Origin of the sequence: Stygiolobus caldivivus (assembly GCF_019704315.1) — an archaeon.
Taxonomy (GTDB): domain Archaea; phylum Thermoproteota; class Thermoprotei_A; order Sulfolobales; family Sulfolobaceae; genus Stygiolobus; species Stygiolobus caldivivus.
The window spans coordinates 1,212,690-1,227,291 of the sequence record NZ_AP024597.1 but is presented as its reverse complement, the minus strand read 5'-3'; the positions used below and the strand labels follow the sequence as shown (position 1 = coordinate 1,227,291).

Below are 14,602 nucleotides of genomic sequence, written 5' to 3'. Positions count from 1 at the left end.
TCATCCCTCCCTGAGTCTTTCACGCGTCCTTTGCGAAATGTAATATTTTCCATTAAATTAGTATAATTCAAGGAACATATAATACAGTGTACGTAAAATCATTCCAGGTAGCATAAATTATAAGCCCATTATAACACGTTTTATACGTACTACGTATTTATTATGTTGTCATGTGTAAATTTATTTTAGTTATATCTTCAGTTCTATTTGTGATTTCTAATCCTCTAAAGAGCAGTGAAAGAACCTACCCTTCCTTTAGTGCCTAGAACTCGTTATGAATCTTCTTCACCCGGTAACCGAGACCTATTCACCTAGTCTAGATGATAAAACATGTCCTCTATATACTTGACTTGGAAAATGGAGAGGAGGAAAAAATTAAAAAAGTGTTGTTTTTTGTTCATTTCCTATCTATTCTCCAGTATCTGGGATATCGGAATTGCAAAAACCCAATTAGTACCTGAGGTCTCTATGACCGTGTTACCCACGATTATTAACTGCTGTCTCATTATAAGTTGTGTATGATATAATGCTATTATTTGCCCGTTACTGGCATTTAGGACTGCTATTGCATTTCCGGCAGGCACAAACAGCATTCCGTTATAGTAAGTAGGCTGAGGTTGGAGCCAGCCCTTTGTAAGTTGAGGAGATTCCCATAATATTTTTCCATTAGTGATATTAATAGCCATCAAGTTGCCTGCAATTGTAGGCTGATAAATAATACCGTTAATTATTGCAGGGTTAAACCCGTTATTTGTATCTGAAGGGTGAGTAGTAATATTAGTAATATTCATCATGTAGATTATCTGCCCTGTAGTTGCATTAGCTACTATCATCACTTCTCTTGACGAAATATGAGATAATAGGGGTGAATGTCCGTTTTGGAAGCCCAATATACCGTCTACTATGTAGCCGTTCCATACGGCCATTACAGCATCTCCTGCAGAAGACGTAGTCGCAAACGGTAGTTTGATGATGTATGCCGGGCTTCCGTTTTCGGCATAAACACCTACTATGGCTGACATATTAGTGGGGTAAGTCTGTGAAAACCCTGCTATTACTATTCCGTTATAGTAATCTAGAGACGCCATATTACCGCTACCGTCATAATGATATACCCAGAGGGTCTTACCGTTTGAGATATTGGTAGCATAAATGCTCCCGTCACCGGTATCCCAATAGACTACACCATTGGCTATCACACCGGTAGGCATTGCTTGTGCTCTGGTCAAGACCAGCCACAGTGGTTTACCTGATGTAGCGTTAAACGCCAGAAGCCCGTTAATACCGGTGTATTGTCCTCTGTGTCCACCTCCGAACCCGTTTAGTGCACCTTGTTGGTAGTCGAACATTGCCCCACCGAGGCCCACTAAGCCTATTCCCTTCCATACCAGTGGTTCCCACATGCTCAGAGTACCCGGGGTGTTAAGCTCGAATATTATCTTACCGTTAAATACGTTGATACCGTACACCCAGCCTGCGTCACTGGCAACATAGACAATCCCGTTAGCCTCTGTAGGGCCCACTGCTATGCCCGTAGCTTGTCTGTAGGCAGAGCCGAAAGACTTACCTAGTTCTTTCACTATTTGGTTCCACAAGGTCATGTTCTGTTCAAAATTCCCTATTAACGGAGTCGTCCACCGGGCTGTTAGGTTAGCGTGTATTACCGGGTCTCTATTGGGGGTCATACCGAACATTGTATAATTTGAAGGCCCTATAGATACATTGGGTAAGTTCTGTGGGTAGAATATGTCGGTAAACTCTATACCGTCTAGGTATACTTGGTACGTCGTAAAGTTGGACTGAATAACAGTCTTAGTTGTAGTTGTGGTAATAGTCGATGTGGTCACTGTGCTTGAGCTATTGGACTTCCCCGCTAAATACCCTGCAACCCCTGCAAATATTATAAGGACGATTAAAATTAAGACCATTATACTTCCTTTCACGTCTTTCACCGATTACTTAAGACAATTGTTTATATTTATAAATTTACCTATAATGAGTAAACAAAGAAAAATCTTATTTTAGTTTTATTACAACTAATCTACGAAAGACATGAAAGAACCCATAAAGAGCAAGGTATTAGTAACTGCAATTTTAGTCTTCATAATAGCCTCAGCAATACCAATATATCTAAGGGCACAAGTAAACCAAGTGCAAAATAATGCCGTCCCTCCACTATACGAGATGGTGCCTTCAGGAAAGTTCTTCTATGCTTCCCCAGAAGACTTTGCGCCACCTCACCAGGTAGACGTCTATCTAGTTGGATGGGAAGGTTGCCATGTAGCACTATCAGATGCATGGCCTCTGTATATTATAATGTCAGCGTATGGAAACCTGAGCTATACGTTTGCCAGCTCGAACCCGTACAGACCATTCCCTAACACTACCGGTCTGATATTCCTCAACTACACTCCTTACGAACCCGACGAACCAGTCCACTTCTATTATATCTATATGTATAATAAATGGCTAAATGCTACACCTAACGGGACACCAATACCTAAGGGAGAATTACAGACAGTGGGGGCTGAAGAATTAGAGCACTTCTTACCAACACCGTTATACCAGCTAGTCATGCACTATCAAATGGACGCTGTGTTCGATAACACGTCAGAGCCTCTAGCTATACTGAAGGGGCACATAGTCACGGTTCTAATAATAACCGGGCCTAAAGGTACATACATGGCATATGGCCCACTCTACAATATTCTACCCCTCAAAAACGCTAACGGTACATATATAATGCAGAACTTGTACAATAAGAAGGCCGTACCTTATATATGGCAGGGAGTACAAGTAATAGAAAACGTTATTGAAGAGGCTGCAGGTTCCCAGATGAACATATCTTTCATGTCTTAAAGTTAGATATTCTTTTTTTCTCTTTTCTATCCTTTTATTTTAGATTATCAGTTACTATATTTAGTTCTCTTAATATCTAGAAAATTTCTGTTACTCCGTATGTGTCAATGAGCTGATCTATATCTTTCCCTAAATTAACCGTCATAGCTTTATCAGATAAGTCCTAAAGGGTAAGCACATTTATGCTTATAGGAGAGAAAGTTGATTCCAGAATTTGTGACTTAATCACGGCACCATACCTATCTCCATAAATAAGGGGGTCACTGAGGTGATCGTTATGAATATAAACGCTCTCTTATGTGGAAAGTCGCCCTGTATAAACTTAGTTATAATCTCACCTCTTACGTCTTTACACGTACTATACATTAATATTATCATGTGCTCAATTAGTGGTTGTAATCACCATAATTAGAAAAATAGAAATCATAAAGGGACATGAATTGCCCTTAGTTTAATTATGTTAATAAAAATTTTAATAAAAAGTAAAAAATGCCTCAGCTTTACGCCTCTAAAAGACAATATTTTTATGGAATAAAGACTGAATTTATACTTTAAATAATTTATATCTAATTAACTAAATAACTTATGACACTCACTGGTTATTACGAAAATGTTTAATATAACTTTAAGCGAATTATTACTAGACATGGTAAAAATATGTCCTAGATGCGGGACACCGAACAACGACTTCAGCCCAATGTGTGTTAGGTGCGGGTACCAGTTCCCCCCGCCGACGGGTTATAACCCCCCACCGTATGTACCCCCTGCAGGTTATACTCCTCCCCCTTTCGGTAAGAAAAAGAAGAGTACGCCAATTGTCGCTGTAGTGGTCTTGGTGATACTGGTCTTGGCGATAGGGGGGTACCTCTATTATAAAGGCGTGTTCACCCCCGCTAGGGCACCTGTAGCCCCTTCGACAGTCGTGAGCACGTACACTTCTATAATGACTACTACCGTACAGCCTACGACTTCCACCACCACAGTGCAGCCTACACAGACTTCCACCACAGTGCAGCCTACGACTTCCACCACCACTACCGTACAACCTACGCCCACTTCTACCTCTCCGCCAGTCACCCTTGAGGACCTAAACTGTGCGGTCTCGTTTAACGGTAAAGACCAGTACTTCATTGCCCCCATCTTTACTACGATCCTTAACGGCAAAAACACTAGTTTAGGTATGTTCAGTTATATAGCCATGAAGTACCACGAGGAGACGATAGCTGTAAGGGCCTACCTGACGCCAAACACCAGTGGGGTACTGATAGGACTATCTGCGAACACATTACCTCCTTCTTCTCCACATTATGGCTGGGCATCGTTGGTATATATGAGCCATGGGGAACTGATAATGGCTGAATACAGTTATGCAAAGTATCAATTATTTAAAGTAGGCGTAGGTAGTCCGGTAAATGGGCAAGTTACGTATGGAATGAATGTAAGTATAACCAGTCCGGGTTTCTACTGGGTAGTGTTGGAAGAGTGGACTAATAATAACAGCACGTACTTTGCGGGGTATATCAACGGGCAACTCATAGCTGAGTTATATGCACAAGCGGCAAATGCTTCAACACTTTTCGGTTGCTCCCCGCCTTACAATACTCGTTGCCCAATCGAGTTCAGCTTAATAGGGACTGGGTACACTGAATTCTGGCCCATGACGAATGACCAGTTCCCCTCCTGGTGCCCCTTCAACGGTTCAATAAACAGTATAGTTGTCTACCCGTATGTGCTCAACCACTCACAGATAGCCCAACTGTCCAACAACACCGCCCCCGGAGGCTATTTCGCCCTCTTCACGGCCTCGAGTAAGTGGTACAACCAAGCTACCGGGACATGGCAGGCATATAATAACCCGCAGTTAGAATTGACGGGTAGAGGAGACTCGCACCTAATTACAGAATAATAAGCATATATATTTTTTATATAGAGTCCCCTTTTTCATTGTTATTTTTCACGATAGTTGCAATGGATGAGGGGTTCTGTCCCGAGTTGATCTGTGTCGGGGAGCGAATAATGTAGGCGACCTCAAAGGCTACATTGTTTTCATAGTTTTCATATTTACAATGAAAAAGACTAAGGGCTTACCTTTATTAGGTAGTGTTAAAAAAGGCCTCTGGCTTTCACTACTTTTCCACAAACACTTCACTATAGGGTAGATTAGGGATATACGGTTGGTAGACCACTTTTACGGTCTCCAGTTGCCCGCCCACATATACCCCTATAGAAGAGACCTCCGGAACAGGTGCTTTCACCAGTATTACACCGTTGTACACACCATTAAACTCCTCCGGGACGAGAGTGACGTTCCCGATAACTATTTTGGAAGGTAGTTCGGGTAAGACTATCACCGAACAACTACCGTTACTGTAGACTATGTCACCCGTGTAAGTGTCCAGCCTGAAAGGGAAAGAGGTGTGGTAGCCGTTACCAGCGACTAATAACTCGTAGTTACCGGGCTTAAAAGGCGAAGACCCATTTACCGCATTTAACGGGATCGATAACCCCTGGCCCGTGAGGTTGTAATGACCTATCGGGGTTAAAGTGTTGTTAGCTAAGTAGTAGAGCGTTGCGTTGCCCGAGGCGGGTGACGAGAGGCTTACTTTAATATAGTAAGTGTCATTGATCAACACCAGTGAAGTGGAGGCTGAGACTGAACTGGACACACTGGTCGAGGTAGTATAACTCTGGACTGTCACCGCTGAGGTAGACGTGGAATAGACTGAAGTGGAGACTTCCACTGTCTGGTTCACACCCGTAGGAGTCGTAGTGACCGGAGGCTTTACCGGGGCCTTGGAGTTGTGGTTAAAGAACAGGAAAGCTAGGACTAAAATCACAACTGCTATTATGACTACGGTGGTGATGAGTAGTTTTCTGTCCATGTTATGGATATTCTGTGCTAAGTTGTTAAAAAAGTATAGGTCGATATAAGTCGTTCACTCACCTGCTCTACGACCCCTCCTGACCGTAAGTATAAAGCACCTACTCGTGGGTCGGCTTATGTCAGGTACCAATTACCCGATTCCACGAGCACCTCTTCCACGGTTACGAACCTGGGTCCTTATTAGCCCCCCCCCCGTCGCATGTAAGAAGCGTTAGCGTGCGGTGTCCCTCAGGAGACACAGCTACCCTCAACTTATAGGCTAGTCGAGGGGAACACTCATCCTCCTGCAAGCCGTTGAACCCTCGTCGTTTGAACCCACGGGTAAAACTTAACTAAGGCAGAGAAGGGGAGAGAGGAAGAAGGAAGACAGAAAGAGGGGTAAGTTAAAAAGCGAACCGATACATCTAACGGGTCGAGTTACTTTACGCAGGGTAATGGATAATGTATCGGTCAGGCCTTGGAGGTCGAGGATAAATTTCTCACAGTGTTCGACGCCCTTAAGTCTTCAAAATTGTCATAGCCTGAATGTGCTGTACATGTAAACTGAATAACTTTTAAGGCCTGAGCGGACATAACAGAAGAAAGGCATGAGGTTGAACGACTTCCAGTCCTTACACTGTTAAGTACGAAAAAGTTTAAAATTCTTGATCTATAAAGATTAAACTATGGCGTTTAACTTAATGTGTTGTAACCCTATAGGGCTTGGGGGGTCATTCCAGACCTTCCCCTTTAGCGGTTCACTGGGGTCATTAATGAACCCGTTAAGTTCGTTTTTGGGTAATTTCGGTTTTCAGACCTACCCGTTTATGGGACAAAACTTGGGGATACTCCAAGCTATACACCCCTCCTTGTTCGGGATGTACCCTAATGTCGCGTACACTGTAAGGATGTGTCAAGGGCCTAATTTCTTGGGTGTAGAAACGGGGCATGCGGGTTTACTGAGCTCACTGTTAGGGGGGTCGGTGTTCGACGATTTCGGCCTGCACAATTCGCTGCTTTCGGCCCTCGGGATGGCGGGAGGCCTCAGCCCTTACAGCGGGCTGGTCCCTGAGTCCTCCCTGTTTTCCCTGATAAGCTCCTTGCTCTGACACCTTTTGTTTTGAAAAAGTTTATTTATTGCTCTTCCGATCGTCGTATTAATGAGTGTCAAAATTATTTCTTTAATAATAGCAGTGGCAATAGTGCTCTCAGCCGTATTAACGGCTGGCTTTTTGGAGGGGCACTTAACTCAAACTCACTCCGAAAAACTAACTACCCAACAAACCACGAACTCCACTCTCAACACACCCACTCCCAACACGAGTACCGAGGACATGAGCTCAACACCTGCTAATAGCTCAATACCTATCGTATCCTATGCTTATGTAGGAGTATATAACTACAGCGTGTATGTAGTCACGTCTCAGCCTTTCTCTTCGATAAGGGTACTAAACCACACTTTCGTAAGGGGAGGCCCAATGATGGTGCCAGCTCAAAACGACCAAGGCTTTATAGCGGTTATTAATAGCCCGTCTTTAGCCCAAGAGGTTAAGGTATTAAACCAAGTCCAAGTCGTCATATACGTTAACGGGTCACCTCAGACCCTTACACTACCGGTAAAAGTCCTGACCTCACCGCTTAACCCTACTGCCGAATTCTACCCACCTACTGGCCCTATACCCGTGTAGTCGCCTCAAACTTGACGCGGACTTAATGCGACGTAGATGTAGGGTTTTATGTCACTCCTACCGCTGTAGATTTCGTTAGCAGAGAACACGTCAGGTTTAAAGAGGATATTTTTGTTTACATCGAACTCTTCCATTACTTCCGTTAATACCCCTTTTACCCTAAGCACGTTTTCGAAGTCAAACGCCGAAGGGACATAAACTATCACCGGGAGTTCGTCCTTGTCCAGGTTACACGTTATCTTCGCCCTATATCCGTCATCCCCCAACAGCCCTATAACCCTTTTGAAAAACTGGACGTACACCTCCTGTCTCACAAAGACCATCCACTTACCCGAAACGCTCTCTTTCAGGGAGCGTAACGCGAAGTCCCTATCATCGACGTCCAACACTATCCTTATCGGTATTTTTACCATGTCGAGGAAGAACTTGAACTCCTTCTCAAGTACTTGGGCTTCGCCGTCCAGTGAGCTGACTGCTAAGGAATATAGGTCTTCATAGCTCTTTATTATATTCAACGTCTTCTCTAACGATGTCGTCACTAACACCTTAGAGTTTTTACCGGTATAATAGAGCCACCCGTCCTCATAAGAAAGTCCTCCCTTGAAAGCCGTGTTCATTAAACGCTCTGCCTTATCCCTTAGCTCACCTTCAAGGGCCTCTAATTCAAAAGCCCAGTCCTCGATACTACTGAGCCTTTTTTGCACTTCAAAGGCCCTCCTCAGGCCCTCCTCGACGTCATTTACGCCGTTGACTTCAGCTAAATGTGTTAAAGCCTCTGGGCGGTTTTCCATGGCCCTATACTTGGCTGAGTAACATTTCCTGCACAGAGTCCTCAACCCTACGAGCCTAGCTAACCCCTTGTCCCCGTCTAAGCAGTACTCCCACTCTTCGTCTATTTCTTCCCCTTTACTCCCACAGACTTCACAAGTGTCTCCCCTCTGGCCCAACCAGAAGTAGTTCAACCTCCTTACGGTATCGTCACAGTCCTCACATATCACGGTCGATACGTACGGGTTCAGCTTGGAAAAGCTCTTCAGTGTATAGTAAGAGAGGGGCTGGGGTGTTAACCGCGGGCAGAGCCTCGGGAAATTTTCACAGACGTCCTTATATGCGTCACACATTACCTATTTATTAAATAACAAAGTTAAATGCTTTATCAACGTTAGAGAACCAGTTCGCACCCACACACTCTAATTTGCATTTCGTTGAGCAATAAAGGGCTGCTGTAGCCATGAAGGCTAAAGCTACTGTTACTACCTACAAGCTGTAAAACTCACCTTATTTCAGTCTGGAGCCGAGCTTACTCGCGCTAAGTGCGGACGGCTTTACGGTGTACGGGATACTTGGTCGGAGTCTGACAACTTAACACCGCTCCTTCACGTCGACTTGGCCCTTTATAAAGGGCTACAATAGTTTCAGCTTAAAACACTATGTCCTCTATAAATATTTGAGGGTTTCACCTTATAGTGCTCTCGTAAGTGTTCATTTACCCTCTTTCTATCTCCTTTCTCCTTCTCTCCCCTTCTCGGCCTTGGTAATCTATCACAATGTTTTTAACGTAACTACTCCAGAATATTTCAGCTTATAAGGAGGTGTGATAGTGACCGCAGATTCATTCTCGGCCATTTGACTCCAGCAGTTGTAATGAATGCGCCCCTTCCCCCGTTACAGATTTATTGTCCCTCCCGTAAGACTACTCGTGGTAAGGAAGTTAACCTTAGAGGAATTTAGCTCAAAGTTACCTAAGCCCGCTGAGGACGATTACTATGTAGTGGCAATAGTGGTTAAGGGGCAGGGTAGTAAAGACATACCCGGGGTGAGGAGGCACGCAGTGCTGAGGAGGTATTGGTCTAAGGACTTTTTACAAGCAGCTAACGAGGCTATAGCAGTGAGAGAAGGGACTGAGTTCCGCGTAGGTGACAAGGTAATACCCAAGGACTTGCTTAAGGTGATGTACTACGTAAACCCGATAGATTTCTTAAAGCTCTCGTATACTGTAGTCTCTTCGTTTATCCAAGATAAGCTCAACCTAATAATGAACTTGAGAGGAAAGGACTATGAAAGTGTCAGGAAACAGTTGGCCTCTCAAGACATATTTTCGGTCGCTTTCTCCAAGATGGCTAAGGCTACTGAAAAACACGTGATAATGGTGGACGTCGATTCTAAGGCACCCGGTGTACTGTCCCTCCTAGAGGGTATACCCGTGAGGTTAGTAGTTGAGACTAGACGCGGTTATCACTTACATGTGTACAAAGAGGACGTTAAAGATAACGAAGCATTCAGGAAGTTATATTCCATAGGGAAGGCTTTTTCCGATAGCAAGAATTTTAACTCCACGATAGGGAGGGTGTCGGGGATACCGTGGAAGGAGAAACTGATCGAAGTCAAGGGGGTCAACGCATTAGAGTACGTCCCCGTAAGCGGGTTTAACGCTTTTGAAATAGAGGGGAGGGACTTAAGGGAGTTTATCGAATACGTTAAAGGGGGGAATACCGGGTGAACTACCAGCTCTCAAGAATAAACGTGTCTTCCCCGTAACGGAAATTCCTCAAATTACAAACTTAAGTATTTAAGGTAAGGCAGGGGGTAGGTAAGGGTAACGTACAGTGTAATATGACCAGTTGTCACGTCAATAAACACTATGGGCCTTCACACCTTACTCCCGGGTAATTCGGGTATGAAAGGCTGTCCCTCGAACTCCGCGTCTCCGGTCTTTTCGTCAAACTTCACCCTGATCAACCTGCAGTCCGTGCAGGGGGTCTTAGACTGGGGCTCCCTTACGAGCCTCCCGGTTATCAAGTCGAAGACCGCGTGGTGGAACGGGCACTCTATCTTGTCCTCAATTACTTTACCTTCGTTCAAGGGCCTTTTCTTATGCGGGCAGCCCGCTAGCCAATAATACTTCTTACCGTCCTTCTCAAACACTAATACGGGGTACCCTTTGACGGTCACAACAGGTAACATAGTGAGTTAGTAGGCAAAAAGAGGTTTTAATACCTTTTGGTCTGGTTCAGGCTAAAATACACCCTCACTGCACTATTTAGTGAGGGGCCTCACTTCCGCGTTAAGTGTCTCTTTGAGGATTACACCGACGGTGAGTAACGAGAACGTCCTCTCATATCTCTCCTTTTTTACTTCCTTCGGTTCTACCCTTGTCAGCCTCACCGTAGCGTATTTCCCCAGCGGGGAGTTCGCCCATACGTTGTAGGCTTTTTTATCTGATGTTAACACCAAGGAGCCGTCTAATAGGATGGGGTCTATCCGGGGTATTGCGTGGTCGCAATAATACCTGCACGACGGGATTATCCTAGACCGTCTCGCCAAGGCGTCATAGATTGAATAAAGTACATCGAAAAACCTGCCCCTTTCAAAGCCCCGCTTTGTAGACCTCCTACTACTCCCCGCTGTGAAGACTTTACTCTCCATTTCAAATTCTACACAATACGGTATGGTAAGCCCCTTAATCTCCCTTGAATGTATACCGTAATAGAGGAGGTTCGTGTCTATGACTACACTGGAGTAGTCAGTTACCACGTCTTCGACCTTCTTCTTACTCCCGTCCTCTTCTAAGACGTATATCTCGTAAAGGCCCGATAAGTTTAATACCTCGTTGACCACGTTTTTTGCGTCTTCGTCAACACCCTCCAGTATTTTTTCCAGCTTTTTCCTGAGTTCTTCGGCATTCCCCTGCCCTTTATCTATGTCTTCCATAAGCAGTGTGGCCTTCTGCTTCTTATCCCCTTCTCCTATTGCTACTTCGACCCCGGTGAACTCCCCCACGCTCTTATTCAGGTGGTATACGAGCTCGTACATGTCCCTCATGTAAATGTTCTGCTGTGAGCTGATCACTCCCTTAAAATAATCGTCGAGTTGTGTGAGCCTGTCTATCTGGTCATGGACAGTGTTAAAAGGCGGAGTAGGTTCCACCAATACCGTCTCCGTAGCCCTAGGAGTAAAGGGGTAGTAGTATGCCTTCCAAGGGCCAAAGCTGAAGATGTAACTCACTATGCTGTACCTGTTCATGTCCGTCATATATAACATCCCCAGTGACGCGGCCACAACGCTGGCCCCAGCTGTCGGTACCAGATAAACCTTTTTGCATTCCTTAGTTAAGCCCTTTACAAACTCGATGAACCTCCAGAGGTTAGTCTCGCCTTCAGCCTCTTCGTAACGCCCTATATCGACCAACTCTACCTTTACGTATTTCTGCATGGAGTTAAAGAGCCCTTCCAGCTTCTTTAGCACGGGCTTGTTAAAGGGTGCATAAATGATGTAAAAGGTGTCGGGGTGGAAGATCTCGTAAGTCCTGACTATTGAAGACACGGCACTGTCATAGGAGTCGTCTGAACGGTTTATGGGTATTACAGCACAGTCCATATTTACAAATACAGTACGTGAAAAAATATTTTAAACTATCCCCTTCCCTATCAAGCCGTCCCCCTTACTACACCTTAACCGTTAGTCGTTTGCCCTTTAACTCCCTTTTGGCCAGGACGGTAGGCTTTCAGTCTTTTTTGACTTATCGCGGGAACTCAATACTTATTAATTTTCTATTAGAAATCTATTACTATGACTTTCGTGATCACTTTCAATGTCATCCCTGAACATGATGTGGTAGTCCCTCCCTTTTCGTCTAAACTGGCGAGGAGTATACTCGCTTTCATCTCTCCCAGTTATAAGCAGGTCATGGAGGATGACCGACCCCACAAACCCGTAAGGGTCACGACCTTGAAGGACCACCAAGGTAGACCCGTCTTCTCCCGGTGGGACAAAAAGTCTACGCTTAAAGGAAATGAACAGTACACGTTCAGTTTTACCTTCCGTGACGACAATATCCTCAGCGAGGTTATAAGTTCCCCGTCGACGTCGGTAGAGTTATGGAGTACTAAGTTCAGGGCTGAAGTAGCGGACTTTAAAGCGGTGGGAGAATACGGTATGGAGGACAGCAGGTACTATTACGTCAGGTTCATGACCCCTACGATGCTCCAGCCCCCTAAACCCCCCTTCAAGAAGAGGAAGAACCGGTACGTCCTCTTCCCTTACGTACCGCTCCTCTTAAACTCCATATACCAGCACTGGCTGAAGAACGAGGGCGAAGTAATAAAGGGAGTGACGGGGCTGAGGACTCTGTACTATCTGAGGGAGACGGCGTACAACCTCACTCCGGTAAAAGCGATATATGACGGTAAGCCCGTAAAAGGGTTTGTGGGCTGGGTAATATACGAGTTCACGGCGAGGAGGGGGAGCAAACTTAGGGAAAACGTCTTGAGGCTATTGAGCTATGCTAATTATTACGGGGTGGGGAAGAGCAGGGCCATAGGGTTCGGGGAAGTAGTGGTAAGGCCGTCAGTGAGGGGAGGCGATAGTGACCAGACGAAAGTTAGGGAGGACGGGCAGTCATAAAAAAGGGTCGACTGTTCATCTCTCCTTGTAGAAATAACAAGTCAAGCCCTTTTGGGTAAGCAGTCATAAAAGGGCCGACTATTGGGCCTCCTTTCCGTAAACGTCTACCGTCCTCCAACCCGTTGAGGAGACGACGTAGTCCGCACAGAGCAACCCCCACTTCATGACCCGCTTAATCGCTTCCTTCAGCTCGAGGGCCCTCTCTAAGGACTTCACCGCGATACCCTTATTGGCTCTAACGACGTTTTTAATGTTCCTCAAAATACGGCTTTTAGTATCGGTACTCATGTTATTGACTAACGCGTCTACGTCATAGGAGACCTTAGGGTAGTTTATCTTCTCAGTTATACTTTTCATTACAGTGACTTGGGGGTTTTTATCTATTAAGGCATAGTCAGACCGGGTCAAAAACACCGGAAAGGAGTAGAGGTTAAATATGACTGCGGGGTAGAGGTCTTCATCGTGCTTCTTTAAGGCGTCCCCGGTAGGGTGCACTACTATTAACGTGTGTCCCATACTTATGTGAGACCGTAAACTATTAAGGAATACTTCTGCCACGGTTCCTCCTCCTCTCTTTATTTTCTTGTCCTTAACGTAATGGAAGTCCCACTCCGTACCGAGCTCGTCCCAAGCGTCGTTTACACTCTTTATTATCAAGTTCGTCTAAGTTTAGATAAACTCCGCCGATGAACGTCTTATTAGTTTCGATGTGCTCGTCTATGAACATTATACGCATTAGTTATCAAGTCAAGGGCTAATTTAAATAACCTCCGTCAGGCCCTTACAGATTAGGCCGCGATAGCCCCGTGTTAAGCCTACTTCAGCACCAGGGTAAAGCTTTTATCTTAAGGTAACCAATATTTCAATATACCTCGGAGCTCTGGTGTTAAACCGGGGCAGATGAAGGGGACAACCCCAGAGCTCTGGTGTTAAACCGGGGCAGATGAAGGGGAAGGCCCTTTCACAGCAGCCTTTGATGTGAAAGACGAACGAAGAATTAAGGGAGAGGGGCCCATCAGATTACTTAGAGTGCTTAACATCTGAGACCGCCTGCGGTGAAAGACCACTTCCGCGAATTACCCCCAAGGATAAGGGGCCTAATAGGGGGTTAAATTATTTGGAGTTTAAGCTTTATTCCGCTTAGAGGTTAAAATAATATGGATTACCCTTATCGAGTCCACTCATTCCCTCTATCCAGAAAATATTTGACCATAACTTCAGCACTTTACCCTGAAGGTGTCACTTACGTGGATAAGTTAAAGTTAATAATAGTAGGTAAGGACTACTGTAAGGACGCGTTTGAAGACGTTGAAAGGGTGAAAGAGGAAGGTACCGTAGTGTTCATGACCGCAGCCCAAAAGTTCACTTTTACTAAAACAGAGTGGGGTGATATGTTTATGTCAGCCGGGGTAGATAAGAGTGGTGAAGACGCAGGGTGCACCATAAATATAGGGGTGTTCGTGAACGCCCGTCTGAACTTAAACGGGCTTGTAGATTTAGTGAGGACCGTGACGGAAGCTAAGAGCGGGGCCCTGAGGAAGCTAAACCTCACGGGGACTGTAAGCGACGCGATAGCAGTAGGTAGTCTACCGGGAGAGGAGTACTTTGCCGGCCCCGGCACGGAGTTAGGTAAGAAGGTGGCTAAGGACGTAAGGGGCACATTAGAACGATTACTATATGAAGGTGCCTGACTCCCTCCACGCCCCGGAAGGGCCCTAGTAGGCTTACCGTCCACACCGTCAGGTCGTGGCTACATTTGACGGGTAGTTAAGTGAGTGAGAGACCTGGC

General features: G+C 45.2%; 13 protein-coding genes. 7 read left to right on the top strand and 6 right to left on the bottom strand.

Features of this window, described 5'->3' with window-relative positions; all coding sequences use genetic code 11:
* Window positions 1–404 precede the first annotated feature (404 nt).
* On the bottom strand, window positions 405–1,952 hold the full coding sequence (locus KN1_RS05990; protein ID WP_221290018.1) for an outer membrane protein assembly factor BamB family protein: 1,548 nt from the start codon (window positions 1,950–1,952) through the stop codon (window positions 405–407).
* Window positions 1,953–2,052: 100 nt separating this feature from the next.
* Between KN1_RS05990 and KN1_RS05985 the strand changes: the two genes are divergently transcribed.
* Window positions 2,053–2,859: a DUF929 domain-containing protein gene (locus KN1_RS05985; protein ID WP_221290009.1), complete on the top strand. Its 807-nt coding sequence runs from the start codon at window positions 2,053–2,055 to the stop codon at window positions 2,857–2,859.
* Window positions 2,860–3,505: 646 nt separating this feature from the next.
* Window positions 3,506–4,765, top strand: coding sequence for a hypothetical protein (locus KN1_RS05980; protein WP_221290007.1), 1,260 nt, complete (start codon window positions 3,506–3,508; stop codon window positions 4,763–4,765).
* A gap of 220 nt (window positions 4,766–4,985) precedes the next feature.
* Here KN1_RS05980 and KN1_RS05975 read toward each other — a convergent pair whose 3' ends face one another.
* Window positions 4,986–5,741 (bottom strand): hypothetical protein, encoded by a 756-nt coding sequence (locus KN1_RS05975; RefSeq protein ID WP_221290005.1) that lies wholly within the window; start codon window positions 5,739–5,741, stop codon window positions 4,986–4,988.
* A 667-nt stretch (window positions 5,742–6,408) separates the two neighbouring features.
* On the opposite strand from KN1_RS05975, the gene KN1_RS05970 reads away from it, so the two are divergent.
* Entirely contained in the window at window positions 6,409–6,831 is a 423-nt protein-coding gene (locus tag KN1_RS05970) for a hypothetical protein (protein ID WP_221290003.1), read from the top strand.
* 51 nt (window positions 6,832–6,882) lie between these two features.
* The gene (locus KN1_RS05965; RefSeq protein WP_221290001.1) at window positions 6,883–7,410 is read left to right on the top strand and encodes a hypothetical protein; all 528 of its coding nucleotides are present in this window, start codon (window positions 6,883–6,885) and stop codon (window positions 7,408–7,410) included.
* Window positions 7,411–7,415: 5 nt separating this feature from the next.
* Here KN1_RS05965 and KN1_RS05960 read toward each other — a convergent pair whose 3' ends face one another.
* Window positions 7,416–8,531, bottom strand: coding sequence for a hypothetical protein (locus KN1_RS05960; RefSeq protein WP_221290000.1), 1,116 nt, complete (start codon window positions 8,529–8,531; stop codon window positions 7,416–7,418).
* Between the two features lie 578 nt (window positions 8,532–9,109).
* Between KN1_RS05960 and KN1_RS05955 the strand changes: the two genes are divergently transcribed.
* Entirely contained in the window at window positions 9,110–9,910 is an 801-nt protein-coding gene (locus KN1_RS05955; protein ID WP_221289998.1) for a hypothetical protein, read from the top strand.
* Between the two features lie 149 nt (window positions 9,911–10,059).
* Here the strand turns inward: KN1_RS05955 and KN1_RS05950 are convergent, their stop codons facing one another.
* Both KN1_RS05950 and KN1_RS05945 read right to left on the bottom strand, forming a co-directional pair.
* Window positions 10,060–10,374 (bottom strand): Rieske (2Fe-2S) protein, encoded by a 315-nt coding sequence (locus KN1_RS05950; protein WP_221289996.1) that lies wholly within the window; start codon window positions 10,372–10,374, stop codon window positions 10,060–10,062.
* A 72-nt stretch (window positions 10,375–10,446) separates the two neighbouring features.
* On the bottom strand, window positions 10,447–11,787 hold the full coding sequence (locus KN1_RS05945) for a hypothetical protein (protein ID WP_221289994.1): 1,341 nt from the start codon (window positions 11,785–11,787) through the stop codon (window positions 10,447–10,449).
* A 192-nt stretch (window positions 11,788–11,979) separates the two neighbouring features.
* Between KN1_RS05945 and cas6 the strand changes: the two genes are divergently transcribed.
* Window positions 11,980–12,813, top strand: a complete 834-nt coding sequence (gene cas6, locus KN1_RS05940) for a CRISPR-associated endoribonuclease Cas6 (RefSeq protein ID WP_221289992.1) — start codon at window positions 11,980–11,982, stop codon at window positions 12,811–12,813.
* Between the two features lie 78 nt (window positions 12,814–12,891).
* Here cas6 and KN1_RS05935 read toward each other — a convergent pair whose 3' ends face one another.
* Window positions 12,892–13,470 carry a hypothetical protein gene (locus KN1_RS05935; RefSeq protein WP_221289990.1) on the bottom strand — a complete coding sequence of 193 codons (579 nt, stop codon included), beginning with the start codon at window positions 13,468–13,470 and terminating at the stop codon, window positions 12,892–12,894.
* Between the two features lie 500 nt (window positions 13,471–13,970).
* Here KN1_RS05935 and KN1_RS05930 point away from each other — a divergent pair, with 500 nt between their 5' ends.
* Entirely contained in the window at window positions 13,971–14,504 is a 534-nt protein-coding gene (locus KN1_RS05930; RefSeq protein ID WP_221289988.1) for an adenosylcobinamide amidohydrolase, read from the top strand.
* Window positions 14,505–14,602 lie beyond the last annotated feature (98 nt).

Coding starts and splice junctions, on each gene's coding strand:
- KN1_RS05965 (WP_221290001.1), top strand. CDS start 6,883: ATGAGTGTCAAAATTATTTCTTTAATAATAGCAGTGGCAATAGTGCTC.
- cas6 (WP_221289992.1), top strand. CDS start 11,980: ATGACTTTCGTGATCACTTTCAATGTCATCCCTGAACATGATGTGGTA.
- KN1_RS05930 (WP_221289988.1), top strand. CDS start 13,971: ATGGATTACCCTTATCGAGTCCACTCATTCCCTCTATCCAGAAAATAT.
- KN1_RS05960 (WP_221290000.1), bottom strand. CDS start 8,531: ATGTGTGACGCATATAAGGACGTCTGTGAAAATTTCCCGAGGCTCTGC.
- KN1_RS05945 (WP_221289994.1), bottom strand. CDS start 11,787: ATGGACTGTGCTGTAATACCCATAAACCGTTCAGACGACTCCTATGAC.
- KN1_RS05970 (WP_221290003.1), top strand. CDS start 6,409: ATGGCGTTTAACTTAATGTGTTGTAACCCTATAGGGCTTGGGGGGTCA.
- KN1_RS05985 (WP_221290009.1), top strand. CDS start 2,053: ATGAAAGAACCCATAAAGAGCAAGGTATTAGTAACTGCAATTTTAGTC.
- KN1_RS05950 (WP_221289996.1), bottom strand. CDS start 10,374: ATGTTACCTGTTGTGACCGTCAAAGGGTACCCCGTATTAGTGTTTGAG.
- KN1_RS05980 (WP_221290007.1), top strand. CDS start 3,506: ATGGTAAAAATATGTCCTAGATGCGGGACACCGAACAACGACTTCAGC.
- KN1_RS05975 (WP_221290005.1), bottom strand. CDS start 5,741: ATGGACAGAAAACTACTCATCACCACCGTAGTCATAATAGCAGTTGTG.